At 51.8% G+C, this 15,185-nt stretch carries 14 protein-coding genes; all 14 read right to left on the bottom strand.

Annotated elements, in window-relative coordinates:
- Positions 1-27: 27 nt before the first annotated feature.
- A complete protein-coding gene (locus tag UM181_03965) occupies positions 28-1,113 on the bottom strand; it encodes an FAD-binding oxidoreductase (GenBank protein WQC63774.1) in 1,086 nt (361 codons plus the stop codon).
- A gap of 344 nt (positions 1,114-1,457) precedes the next feature.
- Positions 1,458-1,928, bottom strand: a complete 471-nt coding sequence (locus tag UM181_03960) for a hypothetical protein (protein WQC63773.1) — start codon at positions 1,926-1,928, stop codon at positions 1,458-1,460.
- 72 nt (positions 1,929-2,000) lie between these two features.
- The gene (locus tag UM181_03955; protein WQC63772.1) at positions 2,001-2,426 is read right to left on the bottom strand and encodes a hypothetical protein; all 426 of its coding nucleotides are present in this window, start codon (positions 2,424-2,426) and stop codon (positions 2,001-2,003) included.
- 548 nt (positions 2,427-2,974) lie between these two features.
- Positions 2,975-3,244 (bottom strand): hypothetical protein, encoded by a 270-nt coding sequence (locus UM181_03950; GenBank protein WQC63771.1) that lies wholly within the window; start codon positions 3,242-3,244, stop codon positions 2,975-2,977.
- Between the two features lie 138 nt (positions 3,245-3,382).
- Complete coding sequence (locus UM181_03945) at positions 3,383-4,012, bottom strand: glutathione S-transferase family protein (GenBank protein ID WQC63770.1); 630 nt, start codon at positions 4,010-4,012, stop codon at positions 3,383-3,385.
- Positions 4,013-4,897 (bottom strand): aromatic ring-hydroxylating dioxygenase subunit alpha, encoded by an 885-nt coding sequence (locus tag UM181_03940; GenBank protein ID WQC63769.1) that lies wholly within the window; start codon positions 4,895-4,897, stop codon positions 4,013-4,015.
- The gene (locus tag UM181_03935; protein WQC63768.1) at positions 4,894-5,538 is read right to left on the bottom strand and encodes a Rieske (2Fe-2S) protein; all 645 of its coding nucleotides are present in this window, start codon (positions 5,536-5,538) and stop codon (positions 4,894-4,896) included. Before UM181_03935 ends, UM181_03940 begins: the two co-directional genes overlap by 4 nt.
- A gap of 290 nt (positions 5,539-5,828) precedes the next feature.
- Complete coding sequence (locus UM181_03930; GenBank protein ID WQC63767.1) at positions 5,829-6,893, bottom strand: BMP family ABC transporter substrate-binding protein; 1,065 nt, start codon at positions 6,891-6,893, stop codon at positions 5,829-5,831.
- A gap of 29 nt (positions 6,894-6,922) precedes the next feature.
- Complete coding sequence (locus UM181_03925) at positions 6,923-7,846, bottom strand: ABC transporter permease (protein WQC63766.1); 924 nt, start codon at positions 7,844-7,846, stop codon at positions 6,923-6,925.
- Positions 7,846-8,925, bottom strand: a complete 1,080-nt coding sequence (locus UM181_03920) for an ABC transporter permease (protein ID WQC63765.1) — start codon at positions 8,923-8,925, stop codon at positions 7,846-7,848. The genes UM181_03925 and UM181_03920 overlap by 1 nt, the downstream gene beginning before the upstream one ends.
- Entirely contained in the window at positions 8,922-10,433 is a 1,512-nt protein-coding gene (locus UM181_03915; protein WQC63764.1) for an ABC transporter ATP-binding protein, read from the bottom strand. Before UM181_03915 ends, UM181_03920 begins: the two co-directional genes overlap by 4 nt.
- Positions 10,430-11,380 carry a xanthine dehydrogenase accessory protein XdhC gene (xdhC, locus tag UM181_03910; protein ID WQC63763.1) on the bottom strand — a complete coding sequence of 317 codons (951 nt, stop codon included), beginning with the start codon at positions 11,378-11,380 and terminating at the stop codon, positions 10,430-10,432. The genes UM181_03915 and xdhC overlap by 4 nt, the downstream gene beginning before the upstream one ends.
- Positions 11,370-13,688, bottom strand: coding sequence for a xanthine dehydrogenase molybdopterin binding subunit (gene xdhB / locus UM181_03905; protein ID WQC63762.1), 2,319 nt, complete (start codon positions 13,686-13,688; stop codon positions 11,370-11,372). Before xdhB ends, xdhC begins: the two co-directional genes overlap by 11 nt.
- Positions 13,685-15,058, bottom strand: a complete 1,374-nt coding sequence (gene xdhA, locus UM181_03900) for a xanthine dehydrogenase small subunit (GenBank protein ID WQC63761.1) — start codon at positions 15,056-15,058, stop codon at positions 13,685-13,687. The genes xdhB and xdhA overlap by 4 nt, the downstream gene beginning before the upstream one ends.
- Positions 15,059-15,185: the final 127 nt, after the last annotated feature.

Genomic DNA, 15,185 nt, shown 5'->3' with positions numbered 1-15,185 from the left:
AAGTTTCTATGTTCTACAATCTTTGTTTTATGCCTTTTGGTGAAACCGGCTTGGACTAAGCTGATTTTGAATATCCTTTGGCAAATCTGACCTCTGATCAAGCACCAGATCCGCGATTAATTGGCTAGAGGCCGCAGCTGTTTGAAACCCATATCCCCCTTGACCGGCAAGCCAGAAAAAACTTGGAAGCTTTGGATCAGAGCCGATCACTAAGGCGCGATCTGGCGCGAAGGTGCGTAAACCTGCCCAGTTTGCGCTGGGCCGCGTTATGGGATGCTTGATCATGGTTTCGAAACGGGCCAAGCCCTGGGCCAGTATCATATCATCCGCCCAAGCATCTTGTGCAGGCAATGGATCTTCATCCGCAGGCGAAACGATCAACTGCCCTGCGTCTGGTTTTGCATACCATGCTTCGCCAATTTCATCGATAACGGGCCAATAGGTCGGATCGTAGCCCCCTGGCACGGGCAGTCTTGCTATTGAACGTCTATACCCAATCAGATCTAGGGGCGGCACTGATGCCATTTTTGCAATATGATCAGCCCAGGCCCCCGCTGCATTGATCAAAATATTGGCTTGAAAATCGCCTTTTTGGGTTTTGACTTGCCATTTCCCGCCACAGAAATTCAGCGCCTTAACAGGGTGAGAAACATGAATCTTTGTGCCCTGATTGCGTGCTTTACGCAGAAAATCTTGCAGCAATCTATCTGTATCAATGTCGTAAACATCTGAGCGGTATGCAGCATATCCCAGCATAGATTGGTTAATTAGGGGAACTTTTTCTATCGCTTCAGAAACAGAAATGGGTTGAAGCCCAAACTCAACCGCCTCATCGCTGAAGGCGGCCCGATCGTCAGGTTTTGCCAAGAGCATCATACCTCTTGGGCTTAAAAAACCTCCGTTTTCGGCCCTTAGGTACGGTAAGCTGGCGATGTTTAAGGCCCGGATTGTGGGGTTGCCGTAATCTTTGATAAAAACCGCTGCGGATCGCCCAGAGGCATGGTAGGCAAGCTGGTCTTCTGCCTCAAGCACCGTTACATCTGCTTGTTTTGACAGACGTGCGGCTGCGGAAATACCGGCAATACCGCCACCGATGATGATTATATCGCTCATGTTTGGAAGGCTGAAAAAGGCGGGCTTGTTGGAAAGGCGAGGTTTAAGAAAACAGCGCAAAATTGCCAATGCGACGCATAGGGTAATTCTCTGAATGCGGCACATGCATAGATAAAATCAGTAAAACGGCGGATGATTATGATGCGCGTTTTAATCTGCCAGATGGGTAGGGCAGGCGCTTTAGATTTGAGCGTTTGCTCGGGCCCAAAAAAGAAAATATGCCGGAAGTCTGTGACCCGCGGCGATAATTTTAAATCATACTCCATTGTGGAATACTGGCAAAATATACCGGGGCGGTACAGTTCTTTTCGATTTTTCCCGGCGGGTCTTTCCGTGTGGTGCGTTTAAGCCAGATGCTCGAGGGCGTCCCCCCGCGCCATAGCCGCCGCCTGGTCTGAGATAGGCAGGGGTTTGCGCCAACTGATATCGGGGTCGCGCTTTACCGTTGAATCTATAAATTGGTTATCAAAGGTAATGTTTACGTTTTGCCAAACATTCGAAAACTCTTCTGGGAGAAAACGCTTCACTACAAAAATTGTGGGGCGTCGATCCCCAAACGCGGACCTTTGGATAAGAATGTTCTTGGGCCGTTTAATACCGCGGGCAGCTAAGGCGTCATCACTTAGCAACACGTCAAAAACGAATTTGGGGCGATGGCTTGGATGCAAGGCCCCTAGGTCGTCCATCAGGGTTTTGAATGCGTCGGTGGTAATGAAATCAATCAAGCTGTTATAGGCATTTCGCATCGCCGCTTGTAGCGCTGGGCGTTCATAGCTTAAGCCTTGGTATCCGTGTGGTTTTTTGGCAGGCTGCATTTTCTTCTCCTGAATTTGCAAAGAAGTTTTCAGAGGTTTTTTAACGGGTGGTAGGCTGCAACTACCCACCTGTTAGGTTGAAAAGCCACCGCAGCCACAGATGGTAGCGGCTCCCCCGCCAGCGCAGGCGCCCCATCCTAATGGGTCATATGGCTGAAGCGGGCCATCGGGATCATTGATCGGAGAAATCTCAAAGCGTTCGCCCCTTACTTTATCTTCGAAGATACGGCTGGTCAGCCTGAAATCTTCTGGAATTTTTGCGCCTGCGGCGCGAAGCCCTTCCAGGCTCAGTATCTTCGCAACGGCTTCGTAACCTCCATCTTTTTCGGCTTCCTCCCGAGCTTGGCGCATTTTTTCTACAAACTCTGGAGAGGTAATGGTTTCAATCACAGTGTTTGTTGCGGCCATTAAGCGATCGCGATCAAGCTGACCCTTCAGTTCAGCCTTTTCTAAATCAAGCTTTTCTAAGCGGTCTTTAATTTTATCCGTTGAGGGCATTGGTCTCCCTTTCTCTATAATCTGTTGTTCAAATAAAATTGTTCATCCGCGCCTACTTGCGGCGCTGTGTAATAATGACCAGAATAATCTGCTATGCGCTTTAAGCCACAGTTAGCTTGTGTCAGGTTTGGTGCAAAATCGGTAAAAAATACAATTTCTGACACATTTTCTGCGTTTTAGTCAGGGCGAATTTTCAAGCGCGTTTGCATGCAGCGCAGTATACAGGGCGCAATTTAAACCAGTGATGTATTAGATATTAGGAAAGAGCCTAAATGGTTGAGGCGCTCGCACCAAAAGAGTTTAAGCCAAGAGGCGCAGGCATAAGCTTCATGCCGGCCCCTTTCTCGCAGCCAGTTATTCCTTCATTGCATTGAGAAAATAGGGAATAATATCAGGGCTGATACAGGCCGTTACCGGCCCGTTTTGGCTGGCTTTGGGATCCTAAAAAGCGTTTTAAGACAGTATGTGTACCGGTTTAATAGCTGTTTTTTTAATATTATTCAGTCTGGTGGGTTTTTCAGAAGGGCTTTTAAAAAAATTGCCTTTTTCTAGTCAAGTTCCCAGCTGTCCACCCGGCAATCATCCGGGGCAATGCAAGCAGCCATTTCCAGTGCTCCGATCAATGCGGAGCAGCCCTGCGCCTCCACCGTTGCCTGCGCCGCGTTTAGGGTCACGGTCACGCTGATTGAAAGCTGAGCAGCTTTATCTTCAATGAAGGCTATGAACGAACGCGAGAACTGCCCATGGAAGGTCATTTTGACATGCATAAAATCATTGCCGCCGCGGCCAAACCCACCGGATTGAACGGACCTATGCACCGTCTAAGTTCGATTTGCTGTGGTCAAACCGGCTGCCGCCTGCGCAGATCTTAAAAACGGCCTTTTGAACGCAGAGATTGGTGGATCGCTCGCGCCGAACCTGCGGGTAAGCCGCGCGTGATTTATGCCGCAAAGGCATCATGCAAACTCTGGAATGCCAGACATGGCATGAAACCTTGGCAGTTTGCGAAAGGCCCGCATCCAATTGCGCAAATATGGGTAGGGCTCATGCCCGATACCGCCATCACCCGAGAGCGCAATATAGGGAAAACAGGCGATATCTGCGATCGTTGGTGCATCTCCAACGATCCATGTTTTTCCAAGGATTGCCCGTTCTGCCAGATGATCATCAAGGATGGCAAAGGCGCTTTGCGCCTCCGCGCGAGCACTCGCAACATTCAACGCATAGCCCAACACATCATGCAACCGCGCAGCCGAGGCGGCCATCAACTCATTTCCGGCAAAGGCAAGCCACATCATGACTTGCCCAAATACGGCCGGATCATCCGGTAAATATTGCGCCGAGGGATCATATTTGCGCGCCAGATAACATAGGATGGCTTGCGCATCGCGCAGCTGCAGCGCGCCATCTTCAAGCACTGGTATTTGGCCCAGTGGATTAAGCGCTAGAAACTCGGGTGTTTTATGTTCTTTTCCCGGGAAGAAATCTACCGATATTGTGTGATAATCGATTTGCAGGAATTCAAGCAACAGCCGCACTTTATAGCAGCTTCCGGATAAGGTATAATTATGCAGCGTCAGGGCCATTTATGCGGCCTCTTCATGCAACAAACCAAATCTCATACCGCTGTCTTTGAGCCAGCGGCGGAAGGCAACCGAACTGAGATCCGCTCTTGTTGGCATTTCCGAGCGCGGGGTCAGAGGCAGCAATTTAGGGCGTTGATTTTCAAGAATTATTCGGTCTTGTAAAAAAATGGTTTGTTGAAAATCGATCATGCCAGTGTTGGATGACGTATCATCAAGCAGCGCCATCGGCATATATCCTATGCACTCTGTCTCTGTCTTAGGTTGGATGAAGAGGCAAATCGCATCCAAACGATCCGCATAGCCAAGGGCCGATTTATACAGCATCACCCCGAATGGCGATAAAACGCGATAGGTGTAATCGGTCATTTGACCTTCACCGGCCTCTGCCGCGGCGGGCGAGGCGGCGGGTTGAAAGAACTGGCACCCTGTTGCCCAGATTTCATCAACATCTTGGCGATGTTCGGTTTTATAACTGAGCACTTCAGTTTCGTTTTCCGCACCTAAGATATCGGTATGCACAAAGCAGAAATGGGCCATATCTAAAAAATTTTCAACAATTCGAAACGGGCTTGCATGCACACCCACTGACCCACAATTGACAATCCGGCGATCGGGTTCGTCGAAGGCCTGAATGATCGGCATTGGCCTTGGATTGTCTCCAAGGGTTGTGAAGATAACTGCGAATTGCTCGATAATTGGCAGATCACGCTCTGGCGCGCCGCTTGCGTTCAGGGCAACCGCAGTCACGGTTCCATCGCTTGCCGCTGTCAGGCGAATGAGCTGCCCCAAAAGCAATGTTTCATGGGGTTTTGTGGGGGTCACTTGCCCCGGATATGCAACTGGCAGCCATTGATTTAAGGCGACTATATCTGAAGTTACTGTCATGCGCGTAGTCCTTGATTGATCTTTCGGCGCAAGGCAACCATCCGTTTGGCCAAGGCAAGCCTTTCCGTTGGATCTGTCGATCTTGTGCTCAGATGAATGGCGCAGCTTTTGCGGCTGCAGGTTTGCACCGCAACGGCTACCGTGTTGCTTTTGTTCAAATAGACTTGGTTTTCTTGTGCCTCTGCAATCTCTACAAACTCGGCAATCTCCATAAGCGCCTGAGCTCCATCGCATTCTAAAAATATGCTGCGTACCGAAACCCATTCAGTATTTGGTTTGGCGGTATTTTTGCCAGCACTAACAAACACCATCCCATAACATTCGCTTACGTTCAAAATATCGGCGCATAATGTCTTTGGCGGGGTGACCTCTGGATGCGCTGGTATTTTTCGGCAGCCTCCATCAGAGCCATATTCCCAGCCATGATACAGACATGTCAGGCGGTTTTCTTTTACGAAACCAAAACTCAAACGCATGCCGCGATGGGGGCAGCGGTCATGCCAAACATGCGCCTGACCGGCATAGTCACGCCACAAAACCAGTTCGACATCTTGCAGCTGTATTGGATGAACGCCGCCGGGCTGGATACTATCACAAAGAGCGATGGCATGTGGTTCTGTAAGCTCTAAAATTGGTTCCATCGGGTCTCCGCATTGTCTTAAGAGCCGCATATCCGAAGAGATTGCGTATCGCTTTCTTATAACCAAAAGCCGCTTCGGTTTCAAAGCGTGTTTTGATCATGCGGCTTGGCGCAGGGAAGCGTTTTTGCCAAATGGGCTGGCTGTCACCCTGCTTCTTATAAGGTGCATTGTCCAGACTGTTAAACATGGGTATTTTAAGGGTCATAAAATAATGGGGCCTGCATATTTGCAGGCCCCATCAGCTTATCATAAAGCGCTAAGCGCCTTGTGAGATTATGCAGTCGTTTTTCTTAATTCGGAACGGTTGCGTCGATTCCTTCAACGTAATACATCATTGTATCAAGATGCTGACGGTCCGCGACTTCTCCGTCAGCTAAGACTTGGTTGCCTTCATTGTCATTCAGCGGGCCGGTGAACGCAAAGTATTTGCCATCACGGATCGCATCCTTGACCTCTTGGGCTTTGGCGGCAACATCGGCCGGCATGTTTGTGAAAGGCGCCATTTCCACGGATCCATCATCCATATGGCCAAAGTAATCGCCTGTGGTCCAGGTGCCATCCAGAACCTGACCGACTTTTTTGATGTAATATGGCCCCCAGTTATCGATCGTTGCAGTCAATTGCGCCTTAGGTGCAAATTTGATTTGATCTGAGGCTTGCCCAAACCCAAACCGGCCTTCTTTCTCAGCGGCTTGTAAAGGTGCAGGCGAATCTGTGTGCTGGGCGATTACGTCACAGCCTTGCTGCATCAGCGCCACAGCAGCGTCCTGTTCTTTTTGTGGATTATACCAAGTATACACCCATACGATATCGATTGTTACGTCTGGGTTTGTAGTTTTTGCACCCAGATAATAGGTGTTAATTTCACGAATAACTTCTGGGATCGGATAAGCTGCGACGTAACAAATTTTATTTGTTTTGGTCATCATGCCCGCGATCACGCCCTGCACGTGCCGAGCTTGGTACAAGCGGAGACCATAATTGGCAAAGTTGGGCCCTTGCTTAAAACCTGTTGCATGCTCGAATTTCACGTCTGGAAATTTCTTTGCAACGTTTTCCATTGGGTCCATATAGCCAAAGGATGTGCCGAAAATAATATCGTGGCCTTGCAGCGCCATCTGCGTAAACACGCGCTCTGCATCGGCGCCTTCGCCCACTGATTCTATAAACGTGGTTTCGACGCGATCGCCAAAGGCCTCTTCAACCTGCTGACGGCCAATATCATGGCGATAGGTCCAACCATGATCGCCGGTTGGCCCAACATAGACGAAGCCAACTTTTACATCGGCCGCGAAGGCGGCTGTGGATAGGCCAAGAGCCACCGCGGCCCCTGCTAAGATAGATTTTATCGTCATAAACTACTCCTTTTCAGATTATGAGTGCCTCAAGATGAGGCATGGAACGCCCGGCCCAAAGATCCAGGTGCCCCTTGGTTGCCTTTGGCCGAAATGAAAACCAATACAGCAATAGTTATCAGATATGGTGACATGGACAAGTACTCGACCGGAATCGCGGCCCCGGCAGCTTGCAAGTTAAGCTGCAAAACGGTTACGCCGCCAAATAAATAGGCACCAATCAACACCCGCCAGGGGCGCCAACTGCCAAAGACCACAATGGCCAAGGCGATCCATCCGGCGCCGGCTGTCATGCCCTCGGTCCATTGCGGCACCCGCACCAAGCTCAGATAAGCGCCGCCCAACCCGCTGCAGGCGCCACCAAACATGATGGCCAAAATTCGAATCCGGATCACCTTATAGCCAAGCGCGTGGGCGGCGTGGTGGTTTTCACCCACCGCCCGTAAAATCAAGCCAACCCGCGTGCGTTTTAATGTGTAGGCCACCAGGATCACGATAATCACTGAAACATATACCATCGCGTCATGTGAAAATAATAAGGGCCCCAAAACCGGTAAATCAGACAGCAAAGGGAAATCCAGTTTATCAAGGCTGGGGGATTTCATGCCTTCATACGGCTTGCCAATCAGCGCGGATAATCCAAGCCCAACCAAGGTTAAGCCCAAGCCCGTTGCCACCTGATTGGACAGGAAAATCTGGGTTAACACGGCAAAGCTTAGTGATAAGAGGGCCGCTGCGAGGGCGGCGCATATAAACCCTATTCCCGGGCTCGACGTGTTGATCGCAACTGCAAAGCCAATCACAGCCCCCGTGATCATAAGGCCTTCAACGCCCAAATTGAGCACGCCGGAGCGTTCCACCACAACTTCGCCAATGGCGGCCAATAAAATAGGCGTGGCCGATACCATAAGGGAGGCCAAAAGCAAAATTGGGTTAATGGATGAAAGGTCCATTACTTTCCCCTTCCAAAACGAATGCGGTAATTGATAAATAAATCAGTCGCGAGCAAAAAGAATAATAACATGCCTTGAAATAACTGGATCGAGGCCCCCGGAACCCCCAGCATCAACTGCGCCAACTCGCCACCGATATAGGTCAGCGCCATCAACAGCCCTGCTGCCAGAATTCCCCAAGGGTTCAGCCGCCCCAAAAAGGCGACAATAATCGCGGTAAACCCATAGCCCGAATTGAAATCAGTGGTGATCTGCCCAGCTGGACCACTGACTTCAAATAGTCCGGCCATACCTGCCAAAATACCTGAAAAACCAAGGCAAAATAACACCAGTCTTGAGGGTTTAATCCCCGCAAATTCTGCCGCCTTCGGCGCTTCGCCGGTCAAACGAATTTGAAATCCGCGTAGATGTTGGGTGAGTAGGATATAGGCGAAGATAACGCTGATAAACGCTACCACGACGCCCCAATGCATCCCCGAGCCGCTGATCAATTCTGCATTATGCGTGCTGTCATATTGGCGTAGGTTTCGCGAACCGGGAAACCCCATCCCTTCTGGATTTTTCAACAGGCCTTGCGACACAGAGGCCAGAAAGGATTCCGCGACATAGACCAGCATCAGCGAAACCAAAATTTCATTGGTGTTGAAACGGGTGCGCAACAACGCGGGTATCATGGCCCAGATCCAGCCGCCCAAAGCACCGGCAAGAACCATCAGCGGAAAAATTAGGCGGCTTTCCAGTGGATAAAGCGCCAAACCCACAGCGGCTCCGCAAATCGCCCCGATAATATATTGCCCTTCCGCGCCGATATTCCATATGCCCGCGCGAAAGCCGAATGAAAGCCCGATCGCAATTAAAATAAGCGGGCCGGCTTTTACCAAAAGCTGCGGGCGTGAATAAGACGCAAATGTTGGGTCGAACAAAGGATCCCAAAAAATAATCCGAATCGCTTCGAGCGGGGGCTTGCCCAAAATGGCAAACATTGCGCCCCCCATCACCATCGTCAAAAGTACCGCCAGCACGGGCGTGATGGTTGTGAGCAGCGCCGAGGGGTTAAGCCGTTTTTCCATATGGATCATGGGGTTGCCTCTGCGGTTGCGCTGCCCATCATCAAGCCAATATCCTCAATCGTTAACCCAGCTGTTTTTTTGATCTGCGATAGGCGGCCTTCATAAAGCGCACCAAAGCGATCTGAAATCTCGATAAGTTCATCCAAATCCTGCGAAATAATCAAAATTGCAGCGCCTTTGGCGGCCAGATCCAAAAGCGATTGGCGAATGGCGGCAGCGGCGGCGGCATCAACGCCCCATGTCGGCTGGTTGACCACCAAAACATCAGGATCTTGTAAAACCTCGCGCCCAATAACAAATTTTTGTAAATTTCCCCCCGATAAAGAGGCCGCAGTATTCGCGGTGCCGGGGGTTCTGACATCAAATTCATGGATGATGGTTTTGGCAAAGTTTTCTGCGCGACCCCAGTTCAAAAATCCGTTTTTAACCAGCTTTTTGCGCAGCGCACCGGTAAGCAGTGCATTTTCAATCAGGCTCATATTTGGCGCGGCTGCGTGGCCCAACCGTTCTTCGGGGGCGCAGAGCAAACCAAGCGTTCGCCGCGCATTCGGGCCCAGATGACCAATATTCTCTCCGTTAAGCTGGCACATTTGCGGCGCAGAAAGCGCCTCTCCCGAGAGAGCGGCCAATAATTCTTCTTGGCCATTTCCGGCGATGCCACCGATCCCAAGAATTTCCCCTGCTGCGATTTCAAAGCTGAGGTCGCTGATCGGTGATTTTCCGCTACCCTTGCCTGCAAGCGTAAGTGCTTTCAGTGAAAGCCGGGTTTTCCCCAGCTCGTGCTGTTTTTTCTGAGGGGCTTTAAAGCTTGCGCCAACCATCATTTCGGCCAAAGCTGCGGCCGAGGTGTCCGAGGGCGTGCAGCCCGCCACTTTCTTGCCACGTCGCAGGATGGTTGCCGTGTCACACAGACTGCGGATCTCTTCCAGCTTATGGCTGATATAAAGGATTGAAGTACCCTCTGATTTGAGCTTTCGCAGGGTCGCAAACAGGGTTTGCACTTCCTGCGGTGTCAGCACCGATGTGGGCTCATCCATGATCAGCAATTTCGGATTTTGCAACAGGCAACGGATGATTTCAACGCGCTGGCGCTCTCCTGCGGATAAGCTGCCAACGATGCGGTTTGGATCAAGCGGCAGCCCATAGGCCTGAGAAACTTCTCGAATGCGCTGCGCCAAATCGCGTTGAGGCAATACGTTTTCCATGCCTAAGGCGATGTTTTCCCCCACATTCAGCGCATCAAAAAGGGAAAAATGCTGAAACACCATTCCAACGCCTTGGCTTCGCGCAACCTTTGGCTCGCCAGGAGCAAAAGCTTGGCCGCTCAGCTTCATGGCGCCTTGATCCGGGCGGACCAACCCATAAATCATTTTTACAAGCGTTGATTTTCCCGCACCATTTTCCCCCAAAAGCGCATGGATTTCATGCTGCTTGATATCAAATGATACCTCGTCATTTGCAACCACGCCCGGGTAGCTTTTGCTGAGCCCGCGGATTTCCATCAGAACGTCTGTCACGCTTTCTTCCTTGTTAAGGCACGGTTCTCAACGCGCCTTGCCAAAAACGCTGCGCTAACCCCGATGGCGATTTCGGCTGGATGCTTGCCAAAATCGCGTGATCCGATGGGACAGGTGATCCGGTTGATGCTGGCCGGATTATGCCCAAGAGCTTGCAGACGTTTTTTAAAACGCGCCCATTTGGTGGCAGATCCTATCAGCCCTGTCCAGTCAAACCCGTGCCGCAGCAACCCATTGCACAATTCTAAATCCAAACTGTGCGAAAATGTCAGGATAAGATGCTGCGCCGTTTGGGGTGCATGCTTGATCAGCGCGGCTGGGGCTTTTGCAGGCAGCACGGTTACCCGTTCCGGAGCGCGATCTGGAAAGCGTGAAAGATCCGTATCGACCCAAGTGATCTCTAAATCGGGCAGCGTGGCAAACATATGCACCAAGGCGCGTCCGACATGACCGGCCCCCCAGATCCAAAGCTGCGCGCTGGGCGCAAAAACAGGTTCGATCATCCAGCCATCATAGAGACCGGGTTTTGGCACAACCCCTTGTCCGCGCTGATCTGCCAGAATGCGTTTGGCCGATAAGGGCAGCGTCGGCGCGCCGGTGATGCGCCTTATCAGCAAATTTCCATCGGCTTTGGGCATGGATTGCGTTGAAAAAAACTCGGTTACCAACGCGACTGAGCCGCCGCAGCATTGGCCCAAGTCAGGCCCCAGCGGATGGCGGCTAAACAGCGCGCTTGATTTCCCCTGCTCTATTGCTTTACGCGCGGCGCGGGCGGCTTGGTATTCAAGCGCACCGCCCCCGATCGTACCGCTTTGTCCGGTTTTCCAAACCAGCATTGAGGCGCCGGTATCGCGCGGGGTGGATCCTACAACATCCGCCACGACCACGCGGGCGATGGGCCCGTGTTGGCGGGCCGCTTGGGTCAGCGCGTCTAAATCAAACCCCATGCGCTTGCGCTCTCTGCACAGAGCGAAGCACTTGTTCGGGCGTTGCCGGTGCTTGCAAGTCGGGATAGGCACCGCCGCATGCTGAAATCGCATGATTCAGCGCCATAAAGACCGAGTTGCCCAGCATAAAGGGTGGCTCTCCTACGGCTTTTGAGCGGTAAATCGTGTTTTCCGTGTTTTGGCCGTTCCAAAGTGCAACGTTGAAAATATCCGGTTTGTCGCCAATGGTTGGGATTTTATAGGTTGAGGGCGCGTGGGTGCGCAAATGACCGCTTTGATCCCAAACCAATTCTTCGGTGGTTAACCAGCCCGCGCCTTGCACATATCCACCCTCGATTTGGCCAATATCCAGCGCCGGATTAAGGCTGGCCCCCACATCGTGCAGTATATCGCAGCGCAAAATGCGATTTTCACCCGTGAGACGATCGATCACAACCTCGCTGACAGCGGCGCCATACGCGAAATAGAAGAAGGGTCGCCCCTCGCCTTTGATGCGATCCCATTTAAGGCCGGGTGTTTTGTAAAACCCGTTTGCCGATAAATTAATCCTGTTTTCGTAACATAATTTAGCAATTTCTTGAAATGGCACGCGCAGCGAATCGACGCTTACATGATTGTTCTCAAAGCCCACTATGGCGTTGGGTTTTTGAAAATAGTGTTTCACAAAATCGCTGATGCGCGCGGTGATCTGTTCGCAAGCCCGTTTGATTGCCATGCCGTTCAAATCGCTTCCCGAACTGGCCGCAGTGGCAGAAGTATTGGGCACTTTTGCGGTATCTGTTGCCGTGATTTTGATCTGTTGCATATCAACGCCAAATTCAAAAGCCGCCACTTGGGCAAGTTTTTGAAACAGACCTTGGCCCATCTCGGTTCCGCCATGATTGATTCTGATGCTGCCATCTTGGTAGAGATGCACCAAAGCGCCCGCTTGATTAAGGTGACTTAAGGTAAAGGAAATACCAAATTTAACAGGGGTTAGCGCGATTCCGCGTTTTAAAATGGGATTTTGCGTATTCCAGGTTTTAATTGCGGCCTTGCGGTCTGTATATTGGCTTGTTTGTGCCAACTGATCGGTCAATTGATGCAGAATAAAATCGGTAACCGGCATACCATAGGGTGTGGTTTGAGCGTTTTCAGACCGAGCAGATGAGCGCGGCGCTGCCGCCATATCGGCGTAAAAATTACGACGCCGGATATCCAGCGCATCTTCCTTTAAATAATGCGCAATATGGTCGAGCACGCGCTCGATTCCCAACATGCCTTGCGGGCCACCAAACCCGCGAAAGGCCGTAGCGCTTTGCGTATTGGTTTTCAAACGATGGCTTTCGATGCGGCAATGATGCAGATGATAGGCGTTATCGGCATGTAACATCGCCCGATCCGCCACGGGCAGCGAAAGGTCTTGGGCCCAGCCGCAGCGCGCATATTGCACGAATGTGACCCCGGAAATACGCCCCTCTGCGTCAAAACCTGCTTGATAAGAAATGCGAAAATCATGGCGTTTGCCAGTGATCATCATATCGTCATCGCGATCATAACGCATTTTGCAGGGGCGTCCGGTATGTCGGGCAGCGATGGCGCAGGCAACGGCCAATGCGTTGCCTTGGCTTTCCTTGCCCCCAAACGCACCGCCCATCCGCCGCACTTCAACGCGGACATCTTGCATGTGAAGACCCAAAGCATCGGCAACCTTATGCTGTATTTCGCTGGGGTGTTGCGTCGAGCTGTGAACGACCATTTCCTGATCATCCTGCGGAAGGGCCAGCGCGGCTTGGCCTTCAAGGTAAAAATGTTCTTGCCCCCCAATCACAATCTCACCTTGGATTTTATGCGTGGCTTGCGCGATGGCCGCGCTAGGGTCACCTTTTTGGTAGATCCGGGGGCCATCCTCAAAACGGCTATTGGCGGCGAGGGCTTGGTCGATTGACAGGATCGCTTCGTGTTCAGCATAGGTAACCTGTGCCAAGCGCGCGGCTTTGCGCGCGCTCAAATGGCTGGTCGCAATCACCAAAAAAATGGGTTGACCAATATAATGAACGCGGCCCTCGCTTAAAAGCGGCTCATCGCCTGCTGCCGGCGAGACATCGTTTGAAAATGGCACATCGTCGGCCGTTAAGACGGCGATCACGCCTTCATGGGCGCGCACCCGATCTAAGCTGAGATCGGTAATCTGTCCCGAGGCAATGCTGGAAAGCCCAAACGCCAGGTGAAGGCAATTGGCAGGGCAAGGCAGATCATCAACGTAGCGCGCGGCGCCGGTCACGTGCAGATGCGCGGCATCATGGGGAAGCGGGTGGCCATGGCTCATGCGTTTACACCTCTCAGATTCACGGCACGCCCTTGGCTTTCAAGATAACAACGGAGCAATAGCCCATAGGCAGCGTCTTGGCGATAGGCGGCAGAGGCGCGCATATCGCTGAGGGGTTGAAAGTCAGCTGTTAAAGCTGCGCGACAGGTTTCAAGACTGCTTTCTTGCCATGGCTGGCCAAGCAGAGCAGCCTCTGTTTTATGCGCGCGCTGCGGCGTGCCAGCCATACCGCCAAAGCAAATCCGCGCGCTGTCTACATAACCTTCTTTGATCCCAATATTAAAACACCCGCATACCGCAGAAATATCTTGATCAAAGCGTTTTGAAAGCTTGTAGCAATATAGAGATGCGCCCAGCTTTGGCAGCAAAATAGCCTCAACAAATTCTGCCTTTTGCAGATCCTGTTTGCCATAGCTCAGGAAAAATGTTTCCAAATCAATTTCGCGGCGATTTGCACCGCGGCGCAGCACCAGTTTGGCACCAAGTACGATCAGGGCGGGCGCGTTGTCTCCAATGGGCGATCCATTGGCGATATTACCACCCAATGTGGCCGCCATGCGCACTTGCGTTGATCCATAACGTCGCAACATCTCGCTGTAATGCGGCAAAGGCGTTTGCGCCCATAGGCGCAGGGCTTCGATAGACACCATAGCGCCGATGCGGGTATGATCGTCATTTTCTTCAATTTGTGCTAGATCTTTTGCCTGATGTAAAAACGCCAATGGGGCGGGGTTGCGCAGATCTTTTGTGATCCATAATGCCAGATCGGTTGCGCCGGCGACCAAAACCGTTTCCGGCTCCGCAAGCAATAGGCTGGCCAGGGCATCGCTCGAGCTTGGCAGATAGGCTTGTTCGTGCTGCAGATCCATTGTGGCCAATTTTTGTCGGTCGCCGCGCAGCCAGTCGGGCTGTGGCAAACGCGCGCTGGCTTCAGCAGCGCGTAAAATAGGAGCATAGCCCGTGCAGCGGCATAAATTACCTGCCAGCGTGGTTGCATGATCTTCATCTTGATTGATCTGCGCGGCGGCCATTGAGGCGATAAACCCCGGTGTGCAGAAGCCACATTGGCTTCCATGCGCGTCGATCATCGCGCTTTGCACCGGGTGTAACGCGCCGCCTTGCCCCAACGCCTCCACGGTGCGCACGGCTTTTCCATGTAATTGCGGCAATAAGAGAATACAGGCATTCAGCGCCTGGACAGCATCTGGGGTTATCACCACCACCGTGCAGGCCCCGCAATCTCCTTCATTGCAGCCTTCTTTGGTTCCCGTCAGTCCACGCGTTTCGCGCAGCCAATCCAAAAAGGTTGTCGTAGCGCTGATCTCCGTCAGGGCCACGGTCTCTCCATTTAGAAGAAACGATATGTTCATCGGGTTAAACCTGCCGCCTTACCATATTTCCCTGTCTCAAAACCTTCGATGCGGCGTAGAAGATGTGAGGTGCGCTTGCGCTAAGGCTAGCCGCCGATTTACCATTCTGGCAAGATTTATTTTCATG

The sequence above is a fragment of the Alphaproteobacteria bacterium US3C007 genome (assembly GCA_034423775.1).
Classification (GTDB): Bacteria; Pseudomonadota; Alphaproteobacteria; order Rhodobacterales; family Rhodobacteraceae; genus Thalassovivens; species Thalassovivens spotae.
The sequence above is the reverse complement of the archived record's forward strand: the minus strand, read 5'-3'. Positions and strand labels throughout refer to the sequence as shown.

Excerpts from the sequence above, each read along its gene's own strand:
- UM181_03965 (WQC63774.1), bottom strand. The coding sequence starts at position 1,113 with ATGAGCGATATAATCATCATCGGTGGCGGTATTGCCGGTATTTCCGCA.
- UM181_03960 (WQC63773.1), bottom strand. The coding sequence starts at position 1,928 with ATGCAGCCTGCCAAAAAACCACACGGATACCAAGGCTTAAGCTATGAA.
- UM181_03955 (WQC63772.1), bottom strand. The coding sequence starts at position 2,426 with ATGCCCTCAACGGATAAAATTAAAGACCGCTTAGAAAAGCTTGATTTA.
- UM181_03945 (WQC63770.1), bottom strand. The coding sequence starts at position 4,012 with ATGGCCCTGACGCTGCATAATTATACCTTATCCGGAAGCTGCTATAAA.
- UM181_03940 (WQC63769.1), bottom strand. The coding sequence starts at position 4,897 with ATGACAGTAACTTCAGATATAGTCGCCTTAAATCAATGGCTGCCAGTT.
- UM181_03935 (WQC63768.1), bottom strand. The coding sequence starts at position 5,538 with ATGGAACCAATTTTAGAGCTTACAGAACCACATGCCATCGCTCTTTGT.
- UM181_03930 (WQC63767.1), bottom strand. The coding sequence starts at position 6,893 with ATGACGATAAAATCTATCTTAGCAGGGGCCGCGGTGGCTCTTGGCCTA.
- UM181_03925 (WQC63766.1), bottom strand. The coding sequence starts at position 7,846 with ATGGACCTTTCATCCATTAACCCAATTTTGCTTTTGGCCTCCCTTATG.
- UM181_03920 (WQC63765.1), bottom strand. The coding sequence starts at position 8,925 with ATGATCCATATGGAAAAACGGCTTAACCCCTCGGCGCTGCTCACAACC.
- xdhC (WQC63763.1), bottom strand. The coding sequence starts at position 11,380 with ATGGGGTTTGATTTAGACGCGCTGACCCAAGCGGCCCGCCAACACGGG.
- xdhB (WQC63762.1), bottom strand. The coding sequence starts at position 13,688 with ATGAGCCATGGCCACCCGCTTCCCCATGATGCCGCGCATCTGCACGTG.
- xdhA (WQC63761.1), bottom strand. The coding sequence starts at position 15,058 with ATGAACATATCGTTTCTTCTAAATGGAGAGACCGTGGCCCTGACGGAG.